Source organism: Shewanella intestini (assembly GCF_018221465.1).
Classification (GTDB): Bacteria; Pseudomonadota; Gammaproteobacteria; order Enterobacterales; family Shewanellaceae; genus Shewanella; species Shewanella intestini.
Genome location: NZ_JAAIKR010000001.1, coordinates 340049 through 358879, shown reverse-complemented (window position 1 = coordinate 358879; position 18831 = coordinate 340049). Strand labels below are relative to the sequence as shown.

Genomic DNA, 18831 nt, shown 5'->3' with positions numbered 1-18831 from the left:
ATAGCGTTACCTTAAAAATAGAGTCGGGACATGAAGCACACTTTTTGTTAGATTGTAAAAAAAAGTGAGACTTAGATAATAAAATGAAAGGAAAATCATGAAACAAAAAGCTTTTGTAGTCCTATGGGCACTATCTGTTGGACTTATCAGTGGTTGCCAACAACTTGACAACAACTCACCCCAAAATGCAACCACCCCAACCATTGAAGCCAACGCGACTATCAACCGTCAATTAGCAAAACAGGCTCTGAACTCTACCTTAGCCTATGACATTGTCGAGTCATTAACCGTAGAAGTTGGCCCAAGGCTTGCTGGCACCGAGCAAGATCTAATTGCAGTAGATTGGGCAGTAAAAAAGCTCACGCACCTTGGGTTTGATAAAGTTTATAAAGAACCTGTACAAGTACCTGTTTGGCTTCGTGGTTATGCATCGGCCAGTATTACCGCACCTTATCCACAACCATTGGTTATTACCGCGCTCGGTGGCAGTGTTGCTACACCTAAAGAAGGTATAACGGCCCCAATTATCCGCTTTGACGATTTACAGTCTCTAATCGAAGCTAACGCCGCTGACGTAAAAGGTAAAATTGTTTTTATCGATCATAAAACGGAGCGCCATCGTACAGCTAAAGGCTATGTGATGACTGTCGGCGGCCGCTCAAAAGGCGCAGTAGAAGCTGCGAAGAAAGGCGCGGTTGCGGTTGTTATTCGCTCAATTGGTACTGATCACGACCGTATGGCACATACTGGCATGATGCGTTATCAAAATGACGTAGTTAAAATTCCTGCGGCAGCAATGTCAAACCCAGATGCAGACTTAATTAACGCCATGCTAAAGCGTCAGCAACCCATCACATTATCACTAAACCTATCCTCTCAAAACCGCGGAGTTGCCACCTCTTATAACGTTATTGCTGAGGTGACCGGCAGTACTAAACCTGAAGAAGTTGTTCTTATTAGCGCGCATTTAGACTCATGGGATGAAGGTACAGGTGCAATTGATGATGGTGCAGGTGTCGCCATTGTGGCGGCTGCAGGTAAGTTAATACAAGATTTACCACAAAAACCAGCTAGAACCATAAGAGTCGTACTATATGCAGCTGAAGAACTGGGACTTGTGGGAGGTAAAGCCTATGCCAAAGCACATGCTCAGGAAATGGCAAAACATTACATCGCTACAGAGTCAGATTTTGGTGCAGGAAGAATTTATCAATTAGATGTCAAGGTGAACCCTGAGGTAGTCGATAAAGTGTTACAAGAACATGCATTGCTTAGCGAAGTGGGTGTTGCGCCAGGAAATAACAATGCTTACGGCGGCCCAGACGTATCTATGCTACCCAAGTTAGGTGTGCCAGTTGCATCATTAAGACAAGATGGTACTGATTACTTTGATTACCACCACACACCAAATGACACATTAGATAAAATTGACCCAGAGGCATTAGCACAAAACGTGGCTGTTTATGCGCAATTTGCTTACACTATGGCCCAATCGACAATTGATTTACGCCCATTGGTACAGCCAAAAGCAAATCAATAAAGCCTAAGTGCGCTACTTGTAATCAAACTAAGAAAACCGGCGGTATGGTAAAGCTCAGAGCACTTGCGGTTTACCATACACGTTACAACATATTGTAAGCATCCTACTGTTAGCCTACTAACCTAACCTACTGGCCGAAATGTTAACGCTCCTCACGTAAAAACACCGGTTCATTTAACGTCGACTCAGTTTCACTGTAATAATACCCCTCAAGGTCAAATTTGATTAGTTGATCTACCTGTGAAATTTCATTATCAATGATAAACCTTGCCATCAATCCCCGGGCTTTCTTGACATAAAAACTGATCACTTTATATTGACCTTTTTTAGCATCTTTAAATATTGGGGTAATAAGTTGACCATTGAGCTGTTGAGGTTTAACGGCTTTAAAATACTCGTTAGAAGCTAAATTAACAATCACATCATCTTGTTGCTGTGCTACAGCTTGGTTAATTTCGTCCGTGATTATCTCACCCCAAAATGCATAGAGGTTTTTACCGCGACTATTTTCGAGTCGATTCCCCATTTCTAAGCGGTATGGCATCATTAAATCAAGTGGTTTTAATAACCCATACAGTCCCGACAAAATCCTTAAGCGTTGCTGAGCGGATTTTTGCTGCTGTTCAGTTAACGTATCGGCATCAAAGCCACTGTAAACATCTCCTCTAAATGCAAAAATAGCTTGTTTAGCATTATCGGGAGAAAAATCAGGTTGCCATTGGCCAAAACGCGCTACATTTAACATCGCAATTTTATCGCTGACCTTCATCAATGATGCAATTTCCGCTGGAGATAATTTTTCACAAACCTTAATCAACTCTTGGCTATGAGTAAGTAATGTTGGTTGAGAGTAGTGTTTCGTGATCGGTGGATTTTCAAAATCCAATGTTTTTGCTGGGGAAACCAAAACCAACATAGTAAAACTCCATTTCATTTATTTATATCAAATCATACTGATTTGATATAAAAAAACCATGCAATCGGTGCATGGTTTTTTCGATTAAGTTAACTAATTAATCAAGTTAACCTCGTCATATCGCTTTAGACACTACTTTGAAGGCTTATTTTCCATCTTAGCCCAAACATTGTTAGTATCGCCATCTTTGAGCTCAGGAAAATTGTTGATATCAAAGTAAGGTTCTTTCCCTTGAGCAACTTGCGCGCGGTAATCATTTATCACACGAATCGCTAAGCCAGATAACAAGACTAAAGCCACAATATTGACAACTGCCATCAGTCCCATTGAAACGTCAGCTAAGTCCCACACAAGACTGATTTTAGCCACAGCACCAAACATCACCATCGCTAATACAACTAACCTAAAAATAGGGAGTGCTTTTTTACTGTTACCAGACAAAAACATCACATTGGTTTCAGCATAAGAATAATTAGCAATAATAGAAGTAAAACAGAACAGTAAAATCGCAAAGGCAATAAATGCTCCGCCCCAATCACCAACATGGCTAGTTAACGCCGTAATTGTTTTAGCAATACCATCCCCACTTGAGGTGGCGTCACCAGATAACAAAATAATCGCTGCTGTGGCAGTACAAATAACGATTGTGTCAAAAAAGACGCCCATCATTTGCACGTAACCTTGTGAAGCAGGATGATTAGGATTAGGAGAAGCACTTGCGGCTACATTTGCAGCACTCCCCATACCGGCTTCGTTTGAGAACAAACCACGAGCAATACCCGACTGCATCGCTTGAGCAATGCTATATGCAATCCCCCCAGCAGCGGCTTCTTGCCAACCAAATGCACTTTTTATAACCAACATGAATACGTCAGGCAGTTTTTCAAGGTTCATCAACACCACAACCAACGCAATGCCAATGTAAATAAGTGCCATAAAAGGAACAACTAGTTCAGAGACTTTGGCAACACTTTTTAACCCACCAGTAATCACAAATGCACTACAAATAACAATAAAAATACCGACATAAGTAGGATCTAAATCGAATACTTGAGTCATTGCTCCAGTGATAGTGTTGGCTTGTACCGCATTAAACACTAGCCCGAAAGCTAAAATTAAAAAGACCGAGAACAATACCCCCATCCAGCGTTGCCCTAAGCCTTTTTCCATATAATACGCTGGGCCGCCACGGTATTGACCATCAACATCTTTGACTTTATAAACTTGCGCCAATGTTGACTCAATCATCGCCGTAGCCATACCAAGTACAGCGATAGCCCACATCCAAAACACGGCGCCGGGGCCACCAGCACTAATTGCAACAGCTACGCCCGCCATATTACCGGCTCCAACACGTGCTGCCATACTGGTACAAAAAACCTGGAAAGAAGATAAGCCATGCTTACCAGAACTGCGGCTAATTGACAGAATTTTCAAGCCATGCCCAAATTGAGTCAACTGAATAAACCCCAAGCGAATAGTAAAGTACAAACCTGCACCAACTAACCCATAAACTAACAACTTGCCCCATAGCAAGCCATTTAAAAAATTGATTGCTGTTTCTAACATCGCCATATGATTTGATTATTCCTTCACATAATTTGTCAATGCTACCCAAAAGAGCTTTAAGCAGCATAAACACATTATTTTATTATTTTTTTATTACCAACTTCAGACATGAAACAGAACATCAATATTTATGCCTTGAAATTGAACTTATTTATTTTAGCTTATATTAAATTAGCGATTCAAACTGAGATCAATAAATTATCTCTATTGACTAAAAATTAAACCTGATTAACAACTGATTAAACTATTCGCGCAAGAAACTACCATAAATTGAAAAGAAATTAAGGTGACCAGTATCTCATTTAACACTTTATTAATCATCGAGTAATTATGAGCACACATGTTTGCTAACCAATTAACACAAGGCGTTAACGAATCATAGCCGTGTCACATTCATTTATTAGCTAATATTGTATTAAACAAAAATTGATCTAGAACACATCTTTTACTTCAAAATGAAAATACAGTGTTCGTAAATACAGTTAAATACAAAGACCCCATTGAGGCAATTATGACAGCTAATCAAGAGATTTTGGCGTTAAAAAAATTCGTTAGGGCCACCAATTTCCTATCGACATCGCAGATATATTTAAAACAAAATGTCCTCTTTAAAAGGAACTTAACACACGATGACATTAAGCCTAGATTACTTGGCCATTGGGGCACTTGCCCGGGAATAAACTTTGTCTACGCCAATGTTAACCGCTTAATTGTAAAACATAAGCGTGATTTTATTTACCTTGTCGGCCCAGGCCATGGGTTTCCAGCAGTGCAAGCTAATTTGTTTGTTGAAGGCTCTTTAAGCCACTTTTACCCACAAACAATTCCTTACAATGAAGCGGGTATTAAAGATATTTGCACCAAATTCTCAGCCGCATACGGTTACCCTTCTCATGCAAACCCTGAAGCGCCAGGACAAATTCTTGAAGGTGGTGAATTAGGCTATTCATTATCTGTAGCTTGGGGCTCAGTACTTGATAACCCAAGTTTAATTGCTGCTTGTTTAGTTGGTGATGGCGAATCAGAAACAGGACCATTAGCGGCATCTTGGTATGCAAACCGCTTAGTTGACCCAGCCACCAATGGCGCTGTACTGCCTATCGTGCACATTAATGGCTACAAAATTTCTGGTCCTACTCGAATGGGGCGCATGAGCCATGAAGAGTTAGATTTAGAATTTAGAGGCTTAGGCTATCATCCAATTATTGTCGACGATCAACTTGAAGAAGATGTTTTTGTTCAAATGACCAATGCTATGGACTTATCGTATGACATGATAACCGCTATCCAAACTCGTGCCCGTAGCGGAGAAGATGTCGTTAAGCCACGTTGGCCTGTCATTTTAATGCGCACAGCAAAAGGTTGGACTGGCACCGAAGAATATAATGGTAAAAAACTTGCTGGCAACTGTGAATCTCACCAAGTTATTGTAAACAAATGTGCCACAGATGCAGGACATTTGACGGCACTGAATGAGTGGTTAGCCAGCTATAAGTTTGATGAACTTTGTCAAATTAATGACCAAGGAGAATTAACATTTGATGCCGATATTCAATCATTAATTCCACCTAAACATTTATGTTGTGGACGTCAACATTTAAGTTATGGTGGTGAAGTGGTTCGTGCACTTACTAAACCAGACTTGAAAAAACTCAGCTATGGCCCAGAAACCCCAAGAGGCACTCGCGGTGTGTCTATGTACAAAATGGGGCAATGGATGCGTGATGCATTTAAACTCAACCGAGATCAACGCAATCTACGGATTTTCAGCCCTGACGAAACTTACTCTAATCAATTACAAGCCGTCTTTGAAGAAACAAGCCGAGCATGGCAGTGGCCAATAGAATCTTGGGATCAAGACATGGCACGTGATGGCCGTGTCATTGAACTTCTCTCTGAAAATTTATTATTTGGTATGATGCATGGCTACACCGTCACCGGACGTCACGCAATGTTCCCGACATACGAAGCTTTCTCGCAAGTGGTTTCGTCAATGGCCGACCAATATTGTAAATACGTTTATGCTAGCCAAGGCGTGCACTTTCGCAAACCAGTGCCATCGTGCAATGTGGTGCTGTCTTCACTACTTGAGCGACAAGATCACAATGGTTATTCTCACCAAAACCCGTCATTTCTTGGCGCCATGCTAGAAAAACACCCTGATATCATCTCGGCTTACTTACCCGCTGATGGTAACTCAACGCTCACCTATACTGAACGCGCTTATGATGACCGCGATAAACTCAATATTTTAGTGGCCGGTAAAAAAGATTTACCACAGTGGTTATCGCTTGATGAGGCGCGTAAGCAAACGAAAGACGGGGTAATGACTTGGGATTTTGCATCCGATGAAAACCCTGACGTGGTACTGGCTGGCTGTGGTGATTATGTCACTCAAGAGTGTCTTGCATCATTAGTGTTAATCAGAGAGTTACTACCAAGAGTTAGAATCCGCTTTGTTAGTGTTACTGAGCTCAATAGTAACGGCTTAGGCAGTCGGAAATTCCAACAAAAACCATGGTTAATGGACGAAATCTTCACTGAAGATAAAGGGGTGGTATTTAACTATCACGGATACCCGAATACCATTAAAAAACTTATCTTTGATTATAAAGGAAGTCGTCGATTCCGCATTAAAGGCTACGAGGAAGAAGGCTCGACAACGACACCGTTTGATATGGGCGTTCGCAACGGTACTTCACGTTATCATTTGGTTATTGATATGGCATATAAACTATTCCAACAAGGTGTGATTGACGAAACCCAACACGTCGCCATCACCACCGATATGTTGCAACGTTTAGTTGAGCACCGTAACTACATTAAAGAGAACGGTGTTGACCCTAAAGATATTGAAAACTGGGTGTGGACGCGTTAACCAACACGCATCAATACTAATTTAAAGCGCCTTCGGGCGCTTTTTTTATCTCTCATTTCACCTATTACGCCATACTTTTGAAATGCCACATTATCATCCAAACCAATTTCAACTCTCACAAATATCACAAAACTCCATTTGATAATAAAACGTTAAAATAATGTGCAAACTATGGAAAAGCATCGCGTTAACGCTCATAATTGCCCGGTCAGCTAAAACATAAAGGATCACCACATTAAGCGCTGATAATACATAAAAACAATCAGGTTTCGAATGTATGTTGGTGAAGTTGGATCACAAGGACTTATTATGATGAAGACAAACCTATTAAAAGTAGCACTACTGACCTCTTTCCTTCCCTTTGCAGCACATAGCGCCGAGAAATTATCACCTTGGTACATAGGCGCAGGCTTAGGAGTGAATAACTACGAACCCAATTGCGACCAAAAAACCATGAAAGAATGTGGTGAAGATTCACCTTATGCCTGGGATGTATTTGGTGGGTACATGTTTGGAGACTACTTTGGTGCAGAGCTCGGTTATCGTGATCTTGGCCTAGCCGATTGGGTTGATTACAACAACAAGCCTAACGACGTTGGAGCCCGTGGTTTAACACTAGGTCTAGTCGCTCAAGTGCCTTTTGCAGAACGCTGGATTGCAACTGCAGAAGCCGGTGCCATGAACTACTTATTACGTAATAAAAAGAACTACAATTCAGAATATTATAGCGATAGTGGTATCGCCCCTTATATTGGTGTTGGTCTAGGTTACTTAATTACTGATAACCTCACCTTACAAGCCCAATATCGTCGCTACGAAAACCTCGATGACGATAAGTACAGTACATTAGAAATGGAAAGTAACTATTGGGGTATAGAGTTAAGCTACCGTTTTGGTCAAAAAGCGAAACCCGCGCCAGTTGTTGCTGCAGCCCCAATCGTTGTTGCTCCACTGGATTCCGATAAAGACGGCGTGTTAGATAAAGACGATAAGTGTGCTAATACCCCAATTACCCATAAAGTCGACGCCAATGGTTGTAGCATTTATGAGCAAACGACTGAAGATCGTCAATTGGCCGGTATTTTATTTGATAATAATTCATCAGTCATTAAGCCTTCTTCTTATGCCGATATTGAAAATCTTGCTGATTATCTTAAAAGTAATCCTGGTCACACGGTATTAATTGAAGGCCATGCTTCAAATGTAGGTAGTCCTGCTTATAACATGACACTATCTGATAAACGTGCTAATGCTGTTGCACAAGCGTTATCAGAAAAATACGGTATCGATGCCAATCTAGTTCAAGCAAAAGGCTTTGGTGTGACTCGCCCAGTAATGGAAGGGAGCTCAGCAGAGGCAAATCGTTTAAATCGTCGAATTGAAGCAATTGTGACAAGTATAGATAAACGCCCAGTATTAAAATAATTTAACAGCTTTAAAATACACAAAAATAACAAGCCGCCTAAATTTAGGCGGCTTTTTATTTAGCGAACAATTAAGCTATAACTAACCTTATGTTTCATCAATCAAAAACCTATTCATCCATTTTAATTAAACGTAAACCAAATAACGCTTTTGATTATTTAACTACAATATAACTTCGTTTTAATCCTATTGAACATTAAATCTCGTAATATTTTTACTATTTTTAGTTGGCATCATCAGTAAAATAACTTCTAATGAAGGCATTGTTGATATTTATCTCTTTGAGGAATTTCCATGGACAACTCTTTAGCACAATTAAAACCTTTGACAACCATAGTGGCAGACACCGGTGATATTGAAGCGATTAAACGTTACCAGCCACAAGACGCCACCACGAATCCTTCTTTAATTTTAAAAGCATCTCAAATTCCTGAATATGCATCTTTAATTGACGATGCAATTAATTGGGCTAAATCTCAAAGCACTGACTTAAATCAACAAATTGCAGATGCTAGCGACAAATTAGCCGTAAATATTGGGGTAGAAATACTTAAAATTATTCCAGGACGCATTTCAACAGAAGTCGATGCTCGCTTATCATTTGATCAACAACGTTCAATAGAAAAAGCCCATAAGTTAATCAAACTTTATCAAGATGCAGGGATTGATAAGTCACGAATATTAATTAAATTGGCTTCAACTTGGGAAGGTATTTGCGCAGCAAAACAACTTGAGCAAGAAGGTATTAACTGTAATTTGACCCTATTATTTAGTTTTGCTCAAGCGCGTGCTTGTGCTGAAGCTGGAGTATTTTTAATTTCGCCATTTGTTGGTCGAATTTTAGATTGGTACAAAAAAAATCGTGATGAAACTTATACCGCCCAAACAGACCCCGGCGTAGTTTCAGTTACCGAAATATACAATTATTACAAGCAACACCAATATAACACTGTCGTTATGGGCGCAAGCTTTAGAAATACAGGCGAAATCATTGAGCTAGCGGGTTGCGACCGCCTAACAATTGGCCCGGCTTTATTAGAAGAGCTTGCCAACTCAAATACGCTTGTGTCTCAAAAACTTAAACCAACCAGCACCATATCGCCAAAGCCAACGCCATTAACTGAACCTCAGTTCCGGTGGGCATTTAATGAAGATCCAATGGCTGTAGATAAATTAGCAGAAGGAATTAGAAACTTCGCCATTGATCAAAACAAACTTGAAGAGATGTTAAAACAAAGATTAAGCTAAATAAGGATTGTGCTCATGCCCCATTTAACGACAAGTGACACATGGCAACAACTTAAACAGCATACCCGTACCCTGCCACACATGCGAACCTTGTTTGAACAAAACCCTCAACGTTTTGAGCAAATGAGCTTATCTAGTTGTGGCCTATTACTTGATTACTCAAAAAATCGTGTTAATGATGAAACATTAGCTTTGTTATTTAAATTAGCTAAAGAAACTAATTTAGAACAAAAAATTGCCAGCATGTTTCAAGGCGACATTATCAATAATACTGAGCAACGTGCGGTATTGCATACGGCTTTAAGAGCAAAGCCAAACGAGGAAGTATGGGTTAATGGCGTTAATATCGTTAGCGAGGTTCAACAAACACTGACAAAAATGGCTAAATTTGTTGCACAAGTCCAATCAGGTGATTGGCTTGGTTATAGTGATAAACCTATCACTGATATTGTCAGTATTGGCATTGGTGGGTCGTTTTTAGGGCCCAAAATAGTGTCACAAGCATTACGTCCCTATTGGCATAAAGGCATTAATTGCCACTTTGTTGCCAATGTTGATGCAAGTTCTATCTGCGAAAAGCTTAAAGGACTTAATGCTGAAACAACTTTATTTGTAATGTCATCGAAGTCTTTTGGCACTCAAGAAACATTAACCAATACCTTAAGTGCTAAACAGTGGTTTTTAGCTCAAGGTGGTAGTCAACAGGATGTCGCTAAACATTTTGTTGCTGTGACCTCAAATGTGGCTAAAGCAACTGAGTTTGGCATGGATGCAAATAACATCTTTCCAATGTGGGATTGGGTAGGTGGTCGTTACTCTCTTTGGTCAGCAATCGGATTGCCTATTGCGCTACTTATTGGTATGGACAACTTCAAATTATTACTTGAAGGTGCTCAGGCAATGGATGAGCACTTTGCTCATTCACCATTAGAGCAAAATATACCAACCGTGATGGCATTATTATCAGTCCTTTATGGTAATTTTTATGGAGCTCAATCACATGTTATTTTAACCTATGATCACTACCTACGCGGTCTACCGGCCTATTTTCAACAACTCGATATGGAAAGTAATGGTAAATCGGTCACCATGGCGGGGACAGAAGTCGATTTTAATACCGGGCCAGTTATTTGGGGTGGCGAAGGCACAAACGGTCAGCATGCTTACCATCAATTGTTGCATCAAGGTACCGGACTTATTCCTGCTGATTTCATTTTGCCATTACAAAGTCACAATCCATTAGGGGAGCATCACCAACAGTTAGCCTCAAATTGTTTTGGGCAAACCCAAGCATTAATGCAAGGACGAACCTACTCAGAGGCACTTGCTGAGCTATCTACCGCTGACATAACTGATGCACAAAAACAACTAATAGCCAAACATAAAGTCATGCCTGGTAATAAGCCAAGCAACACCTTATTAATGGATAAACTAACCCCAACCACATTAGGTTCTTTAATCGCCTTATATGAACACCGTACGTTTGTACAAGGCGTTATTTGGGATATCAACTCATTTGACCAATGGGGAGTAGAGTTAGGCAAAGTTCTAGGCAATGATGTATTGGATAAATTAGGTGCACAACATGACAGCACAACACTTGATGCTTCCAGCAATGCGTTAATTAATATTTTTAGAAGACAAAAGCTATAAATTGAGTGTGATTAACTAAAAAGCCGGCTTAAGCTTAACGCCGATCAGTTAAGAACATTCATGGATCATTTGACCAGTCTTTAAAAGGCTTCAAAATCCGATATTAGATTTCTAATATCGGATTTTTTATGACTTTCATTTCTGCTTTCGAAGATATGCCGTCATTTCTTGATGACATTAATACATTAGACAAACTCAAGGCTATTCTAGACCCCAATATTCTTAAGCAAGCCTTTGAGTATGCTGGTGTTGCAACGGTTCGTCGCAGGCGACTCCCACTTGAAGCTGTTATGTGGTCAGTCATTGGAATGAGTCTATTTCGTAATCAAGCAGTCTGGGATATTGCTAATCGACTCGATATTTCACTGCTAGGTTAAATAAGTTAGTTGCCCCAAGTGCTTTGGTACAAAGCCGACAGAGATTAGGTTTTGAAGCTGTCCAAAAGTCATTCCAACTATTGGCGAGTAAGACCTTTGCTACTTAAGCATTCGAGCACTGGTGGGCTAAATTTGTTGGCAGTCGATGGCGTCAGTTTCCGAACTCAAGATAATAAAGAGAACCGTGCTGAATTTGGTAGCAATAGTAACCAATTTTGGGAACTAGCTATCCACAAGTCAGGATGTACAGTCTAATGGAAGTATCAAGTTCAGTTTCAACTCGGTGAGCGTGACCATATCGTCACACTTTCAACGAGTCCTCAAGCCAAAAGAAGTTCGTGAACCTTCCCGAAAAATTAACAGTAAGATTAACGAGTTATAAAGTTAATGGAAAGCGCTATCGCGTACTGAGTTCACTCGTTGACCCAATGCGATTTCCATATGATGAGTTAACCGAAGTGTATAACCAACGTTAGGAAATAGAATTAGGCTTTAGGGAAATGAAACAAAGTCTGCATCAATCTAAACATGTATTACGCAGTAAAAATCCAGACAGGGTACGCCAAGAATTGTGGGGCTTACTGCTTGCCTATAATTTAATTCGAATTGCTATGATTGATGCGCTTAAAGACGACGAGAGCACGATACCAATCCAGTTAAGCTTCAGCCAAAGTATGCGACAAGTTGGAGCATTCTTAATGTTCATACCGATACGTAGCCCAAGTAAACTGCCAAACCATTATGAGGAGCTACTTGCAACTCTCAGGATGTTCGTCCTACCACAGAAAGTTTCCGATAGAGCATATCCACGGGTTGTCAGAAGAAAACCAAGCAAAGATCCATACAAAAAATGCCAGTCAGTTCTTAACTGACTGGCATTAGGCTTAAGCTGGTTTTTTTATAGATAAAATATCTTTTAGGCAGCTAATTTCCCCATAGCATGAATCCAACCTTCATCAAAAAGACTTAAAATATTAACAAAAATGAAACATTTTTATTGCAAGCTGTATGTGAAATATGATACTTATTTGCATAGAGACATCATAATAAAAAAGGGAGGTTACCATGGATCGTTTAGATTATGGTGGTGCGCTAGAAGAAGTAGTAGAGAAGCCAACCCGTACAAGAAGTTCAAGTAAAAAGCGTAAATGGCGTGAGATTGAAGCAATCAAGGATAAGCAGCGATTATTAAAAGAGTTACAAGATATTGATAATTCTTTTGAGTTAGATGCTAACATGCTGATGTAAAATTACTTTTTACAGTATGTGTATATTGAATAATTATGCAATATACACAGATTAATAAAGGCGCTGTTAAGCGCCTTTATTAATTAACATACTCACAACAAAATCATTCAGAAACTTGAATGTACTGCTTTAACTCTTCAAAGCTTGTAAGAGCATTACCGCTAAATAACGGATCGTCTACCAAACGTTGCTGAGACTGCGAAGTAATGCTATCCCAATCGGCTGAGGTTAATACCGTTTCAAATAATGGAAACACCTCACGCTCTTCATACTCCATATGACATCGCTGCAGTTCAATATAATCCTTAAAATCAGTAATCAATTTGTCGTTAGCAATGACAACATCACTTAAAATCATATTCAAACTGTACATTAATGCCCCAGATGACTCAGCTAATCGAGTATGTTCGTCATGTAGCTGAGAGTGATAACCCTTTCCCATTTTTTTCAAATAAAAGTCAAAAGTAATATCTTCTAATGGATGATGGCTATATTCTGCATAACTTTGCATATATTCCACAATATCTCTTACTAAGCTAAAGTTAATCGCTTCTCCATCAGCTAACTTGGTCTGCTTTTTTGCCAAAATATCTAACAAAATAGCGATATGCTTATGGTCACGTAACAAACGCTCTAGCATGGTTTTGTCGCTCATTTAGCCTCTCTTGAAATATTGACATGATGTTTCTCCTATAGTTACAAAATTCACTTTAAAAGTGCTTGATTGAGATCATGAACGATACATTTTTACAACACCATTTTGCTCGTACCATAAAAAAGCACCCGCAAAGGGTGCTTAAACATGCCAGATAAAAAACGTTATTGGCTATGACTACAAACTACAAACTACAAACTACAAACTACAAACTACAAAGCCATGTTTTGTGTTTTAAGATAACTTTTCAAATAAATAACGCTTTAATACTGCAAAGTCGGCATTCAGCGTGTCAGATAGAACCGTTTTATTTGCCACCGCTTCAAGCTCTTTAGGTAATGGCAAATCAACTGATAGCTCACGATCAACCACATCTTTAAACTTAGCTGGGTGTGCCGTCCCCAAAAAGACGCCAAATTCACCTGCGGTTAACTGTTGCTCTAGGCCATAGGCTGCAATTGCCGCATGGGGCTCAGATTGATAACCTTGCTGCTTTAAGCTCTTTAGCATTTCAGAGGTCGCCTGCTCTGTCACTTTCATCCCAGAAATCAAACTGAGATCCCAGCCCATTTTTTGACAAATTATTTCTGCTCTTGGCCAGTTACTTGGTTCAGAAACATCCATCGCATTTGACATGGTGGCCACTGTATTATTTGGTGACCATTGGCCATTATCTAAATAACGCGGCACAGTATCATTGCTGTTTGTTGCCGCGATAAAGCGTTTAATCGGTAAACCCATCGCTTTTGCAAATAACCCAGCAGTCAAATTGCCAAAGTTACCGCTTGGCACTGACACAACGATATCATTGTCAGTTAGTTTTCTTGCTTGGGCTACAGCTTCAAAGTAATAACAAATTTGCGCTAATAAGCGGCTGATATTAATAGAGTTAGCAGAATTTAGCGCTAAGCCATCTCGCACTTCATTATCATCAAATGACTGTTTAACAAGGGTTTGACAAGCATCAAAATCCGACTCAACTGCCACTGTATGGATATTATTACCCAATGTGGTAAACATTTTCTCTTGCAGTTCACTGATTTTTCCTTTGGGGTACATCACCACAACTTGTACTTTTTCTAACCCGTAAAAAGCATCTGCTACAGCAGCGCCAGTATCACCAGAAGTTGCAGTTAAAATAGTTAAGCCTTTGTCGCCTGCAAGTAAGTTAACGCACTGCGCCATAAAGCGAGCACCAAAGTCTTTGAATGCTAAAGTTGGACCATGGAACAATTCAAGACAGGCTTTTTTGCTATCGACTGCCGTTAATGGCACTTCAAAAGTAAATGCAGCATCAACGAGTTGATCAACCTTATCTTGACCGAGTTCATCCGCTAACCAAGCACCAAGAATTTTTCTGCTACGTGCAGCAAATGGAAGCTCAAGTAATTGCTCGACGTTAGTTAATGTTGGAATTTGGCTAGGGAAAAATAGCCCTCTGTCTTTTCCTAACCCTAACTGTACTGCTTGACTGAAGTTAACTACCTGTTCAGGGTGTTTGAGATTATATAATTCCATTCCAATTTGACCTATTTGATTTTTAATATCCGTTGCTAAGGTAATTTATACCTCACGTGTTCCCAGCGCATCGATCTGGCAAATATGGGTAAATGCTCCGTCTTGATTAGCATAATGTTCACTTAACCACTGCTGCGCTTGTTGTGCTTTTGCTAACGAGTCAGTAATAGTAAATAGTGTTGGTCCGCTACCCGAAATACCTGAAGTAAGCATACCCATTTGGGCTAATGCCGCACTTGCTTGCACAAAACCTGGGATAGCTTGCGCCCGATAAGGCTCGGCTAACACATCATCTAGCACTTCTATTGCTAACGATGGATTATTTGAATGGCTGGCATGAACAAATGCACTTAATCTACGCCCAAAATCAATCGCAACCGCTTTATCGTATTGCTCAGGTAATAGCTGACGCATTTGTGCCGTAGATAAAGAAATGCCTGGATAGGACACCACCCAATACCACTCTTTAAAATGCGGAATGGCATCACATACGGTTTCAGGGGTATCAAGCATTAACTGCATGCCGCCTAAATAACTCGGGGCAACATTATCATAATGCACACTGCCCGATATCTGACCTTCAAACTCTCCCATTAATGCAAGTAATGCTTGCGGCTCATAAGGGCTGTCAAAAAAAGCATTAAGCGCATATAACGCAGCAACCACTGAGCTTGCAGATGAGCCGAGTCCGCTGCCAACCGGTAGGTTTTTCTCGAGTGTTAACTTAACACCGTGAGTTAGCCCCAGTTTTTGTAAAAAGAACACTCCGCATTGAGGCACAATATTATCGTCAGCGTTTACAGGAAGTTTATGCGCCCAAGGGCCGGTTTGCTCAAACTCTATCCCCTGTTCAGCAAAAGCAATGGTGACTTTATCACCTAGCAATTCTCCTGATATAGGTGCTAATGCAGCGCCTAACAAATCAAAACCCACTCCCACATTCCCCATCGAAGCAGGGGCATAAACCGTTAATGGCAACTTGAATGACTCCATTATACAACCTCTCTTGACCAGTTAAGTGTACGCAATACATCGGCAAAAACACCGGCGGCTGTTACTTCAGTGCCAGCACCATAACCTCTTAATACAAAAGGAATTGGCTGATAATACAAACTATAAAAAGCCAGTGCATTCTCACCTCCTTTCACACTATAAAGCGGATCATTATTATCTACCTCAATAATGCGAACATAACACTTACCCTCATCAATCTGACCAACATATCGCAGCACTTTGCCCTCACTTTTTGCATTAGCAACCCGTTGTGATACTTGCTCATCAACTTTAACTAGATTTGCCATAAAAGTGTCGACATCGCCGCTATCATCAAATTCTTGAGGTAACACCGAGTCAATTTGAATATCTTCAAGCTCCAAATCTAACCCGACTTCTCTCGCCAAAATAAGTACTTTGCGCGCAACATCCATACCCGACAAGTCATCACGTGGGTCGGGTTCAGTAAAGCATTTATCACGGGCAATTGCCGTCGCCTGCGACAATGTCATACCTTCGTCGAGCTTGCCAAAAATATAGGACAACGAACCAGACAAAATACCATTAAATTTTTGTAATTTATCGCCAGCGCATAACAGCTTTTTCAAGTTATCGATAACAGGTAGCCCTGCACCAACGGTGGCTTCATATAAAAATTGGCGACGATTTTGAAGCGCGGCTTTTCTTAATTGTTTATAGAAGGTGATATCGCGGGTGTTAGACTTTTTATTCGGCGTCACGACGTGAAAACCTGCGTTTATCACATCAAGGTATGCATCTGATACCGCTTCATGCGAAGTACAATCCACAAACACTGGGTTAAGTAACTGCTGCTCTCGCCCCCACGTTAAGAGTGTCGACAAGTCATATTCTTGTTCGCTTTGAGCCAGTAATTGCGGCCACTGCTGAAGATCAATACCCAATGGTGAGAGCAGCATTTTCCGTGAATTTGCCACACCGCACACGCGAATACTGATGTGTTGTTTTTTCAAAATAGCGTGCTGCTGATGAATTTGTTCAAGTAATCCAGAACCAACATTGCCAGCCCCAACAAGGAACACATCTAAATATTGTTGAACGTCAAAAAAGGCTTGATGACAAGCACTAATAGCATGTTTAATCTTGCTTTGACGCACAACCGTTGAGATTGAGCGTTCAGATGAACCTTGCGCAATGGCCACAATATTAACGCTGGCTTGTGCTAAGGCACTGAAAAACTTAGCAGCGGCACCTTTATGGGTTTTCATGCCATCACCAATTAATGACACAATGGCTAATCCAGCACGCAGCTCAATGGGTTCAAGTAAGTCGCTTTTTATCTCAAGTTCAAACTCTTGTTCTAATGCCCACTTAGCCTTATTAGCATCAGCCGTTGCCACACAAAAGCTGATACTGTATTCCGAAGAGCTTTGCGTAATTAATGACACCGAAATGCCGCTACGAGAAATGGCTTCTAGTACCCGACTTGCCATGCCCACCATGCCTTTCATTCCCGGACCTGACACATTAAACATGGTTTGATCATCAAGGTTAGAAATAGCTTTAACCTGTAAACCCGTTTGATCTTCTTTATTTGACACTAACGTACCAGGTGCACTTGGGTTAAAACTGTTGCGGATATAACAAGGAATTTGATATTGAGCGATTGGCGCAATGGTTTTCGGATGAAGCACCTTAGCGCCAAAATAAGATAACTCCATTGCCTCAGCGTAGCTAAGTTGGCTTAATAATTTTGCATCAGCGACAACTCTTGGGTCCGTATTGTACACCCCGTCAACATCGGTCCATATTTCACAGCAATCAGCATCAACACATGCAGCTAAAACAGCCGCTGAATAATCAGAACCATTACGCCCTAACGTGACAACTTTTTCATGCACATCTGCTGCAGTAAAGCCCGGCATAACCCACACAGTATTAGCCGCTAAATTAAGTTTACTAAAACGCGGCTTACTGATTGCAATATCAACACTGGACTCTAAAGGTTGTCCATTGGCTAGAAATAGTGCTTTGGGGTCAAGCTTACCGGCAGTTAAGCCTTTAGCTCGCATCAATTCAACCATTAAAGCTGTTGATAGCTGTTCACCTGAGGTGACGATTTCAGCTCTTACGTAATCAGGGCACTCTCCTAATAAGCTGATGCCATGTAACTTGTCTTGCCACAGCAATTTTTTTTGTTGTAAGTGTTGAAACAAACTTTGTTGCTGTTCAGCTAAAAGGACTGCTTGTGCGCCATTAAATAACTGGGTAAATACCGACTCAATATGAGTAATCACTTGTGAATAATCTTGTTGATTAACGGCTAAGTCAGCCATTTCAAGTAATGCATTGGTTACCGTAGCCGGAGCAGATAATACCGTTGCAACTTGCGATGTTTGGGTAGATGCAATGATAATATCCGCAGCCATTGAAAATCGTGACCAATTAGCTAGCGAGGTTCCACCAAACTTCATTACTTTCATATTCATCTCCCGACATCCTTCACTAAAAATTAAACTACTAAAAATAAAAAACCCGCTTGTTGGTAAACGAAGCGGGCTGTTGTCTTATCTTGATTTTGGGGTGAAATCAGCCCGCCCCCATTATTGTAATGGTGGTGGTCGTAATAATAATGTTCACCTGAAAATGTTGTGGCATTTAAAATCCTAAAAAGACACGATATGTTTGGTTGCTTAAAACCGAAGTAACAGAATTGCTTTTTAACCTATTATTGTCAACCCTTAATTACAGATCGGTAACATTTTTATTCAAAGTACGTATTGACAAAATTTTAAACCACTACTCTATCTATTAATCTTTTTAAATCGCTGT

The 18831-nt window shown here is 40.4% G+C and carries 13 protein-coding genes; 7 read left to right on the top strand and 6 right to left on the bottom strand.

The genetic code is table 11. The features are described 5' to 3' along the window. The first annotated feature begins 97 nt into the window (after positions 1-97). Positions 98-1540 carry a M20/M25/M40 family metallo-hydrolase gene (locus tag G3R48_RS01600; protein WP_153660940.1) on the top strand — a complete coding sequence of 481 codons (1443 nt, stop codon included), beginning with the start codon at positions 98-100 and terminating at the stop codon, positions 1538-1540. A 142-nt stretch (positions 1541-1682) separates the two neighbouring features. Here the strand turns inward: G3R48_RS01600 and yaaA are convergent, their stop codons facing one another. After that, entirely contained in the window at positions 1683-2456 is a 774-nt protein-coding gene (yaaA, locus tag G3R48_RS01595) for a peroxide stress protein YaaA (RefSeq protein WP_153660942.1), read from the bottom strand. Positions 2457-2588: 132 nt separating this feature from the next. Then, complete coding sequence (locus tag G3R48_RS01590) at positions 2589-4025, bottom strand: alanine/glycine:cation symporter family protein (RefSeq protein ID WP_153662059.1); 1437 nt, start codon at positions 4023-4025, stop codon at positions 2589-2591. A 511-nt stretch (positions 4026-4536) separates the two neighbouring features. Between G3R48_RS01590 and G3R48_RS01585 the strand changes: the two genes are divergently transcribed. The 6 genes from G3R48_RS01585 (at position 4537) to G3R48_RS01560 (ending at position 12854) form a co-directional block, all read left to right on the top strand. Further along, complete coding sequence (locus tag G3R48_RS01585; RefSeq protein WP_153660944.1) at positions 4537-6903, top strand: phosphoketolase family protein; 2367 nt, start codon at positions 4537-4539, stop codon at positions 6901-6903. Positions 6904-7215: 312 nt separating this feature from the next. After that, positions 7216-8328 (top strand): OmpA family protein, encoded by a 1113-nt coding sequence (locus tag G3R48_RS01580; RefSeq protein WP_194823842.1) that lies wholly within the window; start codon positions 7216-7218, stop codon positions 8326-8328. A 294-nt stretch (positions 8329-8622) separates the two neighbouring features. Beyond that, positions 8623-9576: a transaldolase gene (tal, locus tag G3R48_RS01575; RefSeq protein WP_153660948.1), complete on the top strand. Its 954-nt coding sequence runs from the start codon at positions 8623-8625 to the stop codon at positions 9574-9576. A 15-nt stretch (positions 9577-9591) separates the two neighbouring features. Then, complete coding sequence (pgi, locus tag G3R48_RS01570; RefSeq protein ID WP_153660950.1) at positions 9592-11229, top strand: glucose-6-phosphate isomerase; 1638 nt, start codon at positions 9592-9594, stop codon at positions 11227-11229. Positions 11230-11357: 128 nt separating this feature from the next. Continuing rightward, positions 11358-11606 (top strand): transposase domain-containing protein, encoded by a 249-nt coding sequence (locus G3R48_RS17210; RefSeq protein WP_228497293.1) that lies wholly within the window; start codon positions 11358-11360, stop codon positions 11604-11606. 1065 nt (positions 11607-12671) lie between these two features. Beyond that, on the top strand, positions 12672-12854 hold the full coding sequence (locus G3R48_RS01560) for a DUF3545 family protein (RefSeq protein WP_153660952.1): 183 nt from the start codon (positions 12672-12674) through the stop codon (positions 12852-12854). A 103-nt stretch (positions 12855-12957) separates the two neighbouring features. On the opposite strand, the gene G3R48_RS01555 is transcribed toward G3R48_RS01560, so the two are convergent. From G3R48_RS01555 to thrA, 4 genes are all read right to left on the bottom strand, one after another. Further along, positions 12958-13494, bottom strand: a complete 537-nt coding sequence (locus G3R48_RS01555) for a hemerythrin domain-containing protein (RefSeq protein WP_153662061.1) — start codon at positions 13492-13494, stop codon at positions 12958-12960. Between the two features lie 249 nt (positions 13495-13743). Next, positions 13744-15027, bottom strand: a complete 1284-nt coding sequence (thrC, locus tag G3R48_RS01550) for a threonine synthase (RefSeq protein WP_153660953.1) — start codon at positions 15025-15027, stop codon at positions 13744-13746. Between the two features lie 45 nt (positions 15028-15072). Further along, a complete protein-coding gene (gene thrB / locus G3R48_RS01545; protein ID WP_153662063.1) occupies positions 15073-16005 on the bottom strand; it encodes a homoserine kinase in 933 nt (310 codons plus the stop codon). A 14-nt stretch (positions 16006-16019) separates the two neighbouring features. Further along, on the bottom strand, positions 16020-18482 hold the full coding sequence (gene thrA / locus G3R48_RS01540; RefSeq protein ID WP_153662065.1) for a bifunctional aspartate kinase/homoserine dehydrogenase I: 2463 nt from the start codon (positions 18480-18482) through the stop codon (positions 16020-16022). Between the last annotated feature and the right edge of the window lie 349 nt (positions 18483-18831).

What these genes read in the sequence shown, in the direction of transcription:
- G3R48_RS01600 (WP_153660940.1), top strand. Translation starts at nt 98, where the DNA reads ATGAAACAAAAAGCTTTTGTAGTCCTATGGGCACTATCTGTTGGACTT.
- yaaA (WP_153660942.1), bottom strand. Translation starts at nt 2,456, where the DNA reads ATGTTGGTTTTGGTTTCCCCAGCAAAAACATTGGATTTTGAAAATCCA.
- G3R48_RS01590 (WP_153662059.1), bottom strand. Translation starts at nt 4,025, where the DNA reads ATGTTAGAAACAGCAATCAATTTTTTAAATGGCTTGCTATGGGGCAAG.
- G3R48_RS01585 (WP_153660944.1), top strand. Translation starts at nt 4,537, where the DNA reads ATGACAGCTAATCAAGAGATTTTGGCGTTAAAAAAATTCGTTAGGGCC.
- G3R48_RS01580 (WP_194823842.1), top strand. Translation starts at nt 7,216, where the DNA reads ATGAAGACAAACCTATTAAAAGTAGCACTACTGACCTCTTTCCTTCCC.
- tal (WP_153660948.1), top strand. Translation starts at nt 8,623, where the DNA reads ATGGACAACTCTTTAGCACAATTAAAACCTTTGACAACCATAGTGGCA.
- pgi (WP_153660950.1), top strand. Translation starts at nt 9,592, where the DNA reads ATGCCCCATTTAACGACAAGTGACACATGGCAACAACTTAAACAGCAT.
- G3R48_RS17210 (WP_228497293.1), top strand. Translation starts at nt 11,358, where the DNA reads ATGACTTTCATTTCTGCTTTCGAAGATATGCCGTCATTTCTTGATGAC.
- G3R48_RS01560 (WP_153660952.1), top strand. Translation starts at nt 12,672, where the DNA reads ATGGATCGTTTAGATTATGGTGGTGCGCTAGAAGAAGTAGTAGAGAAG.
- G3R48_RS01555 (WP_153662061.1), bottom strand. Translation starts at nt 13,494, where the DNA reads ATGCTAGAGCGTTTGTTACGTGACCATAAGCATATCGCTATTTTGTTA.
- thrC (WP_153660953.1), bottom strand. Translation starts at nt 15,027, where the DNA reads ATGGAATTATATAATCTCAAACACCCTGAACAGGTAGTTAACTTCAGT.
- thrA (WP_153662065.1), bottom strand. Translation starts at nt 18,482, where the DNA reads ATGAAAGTAATGAAGTTTGGTGGAACCTCGCTAGCTAATTGGTCACGA.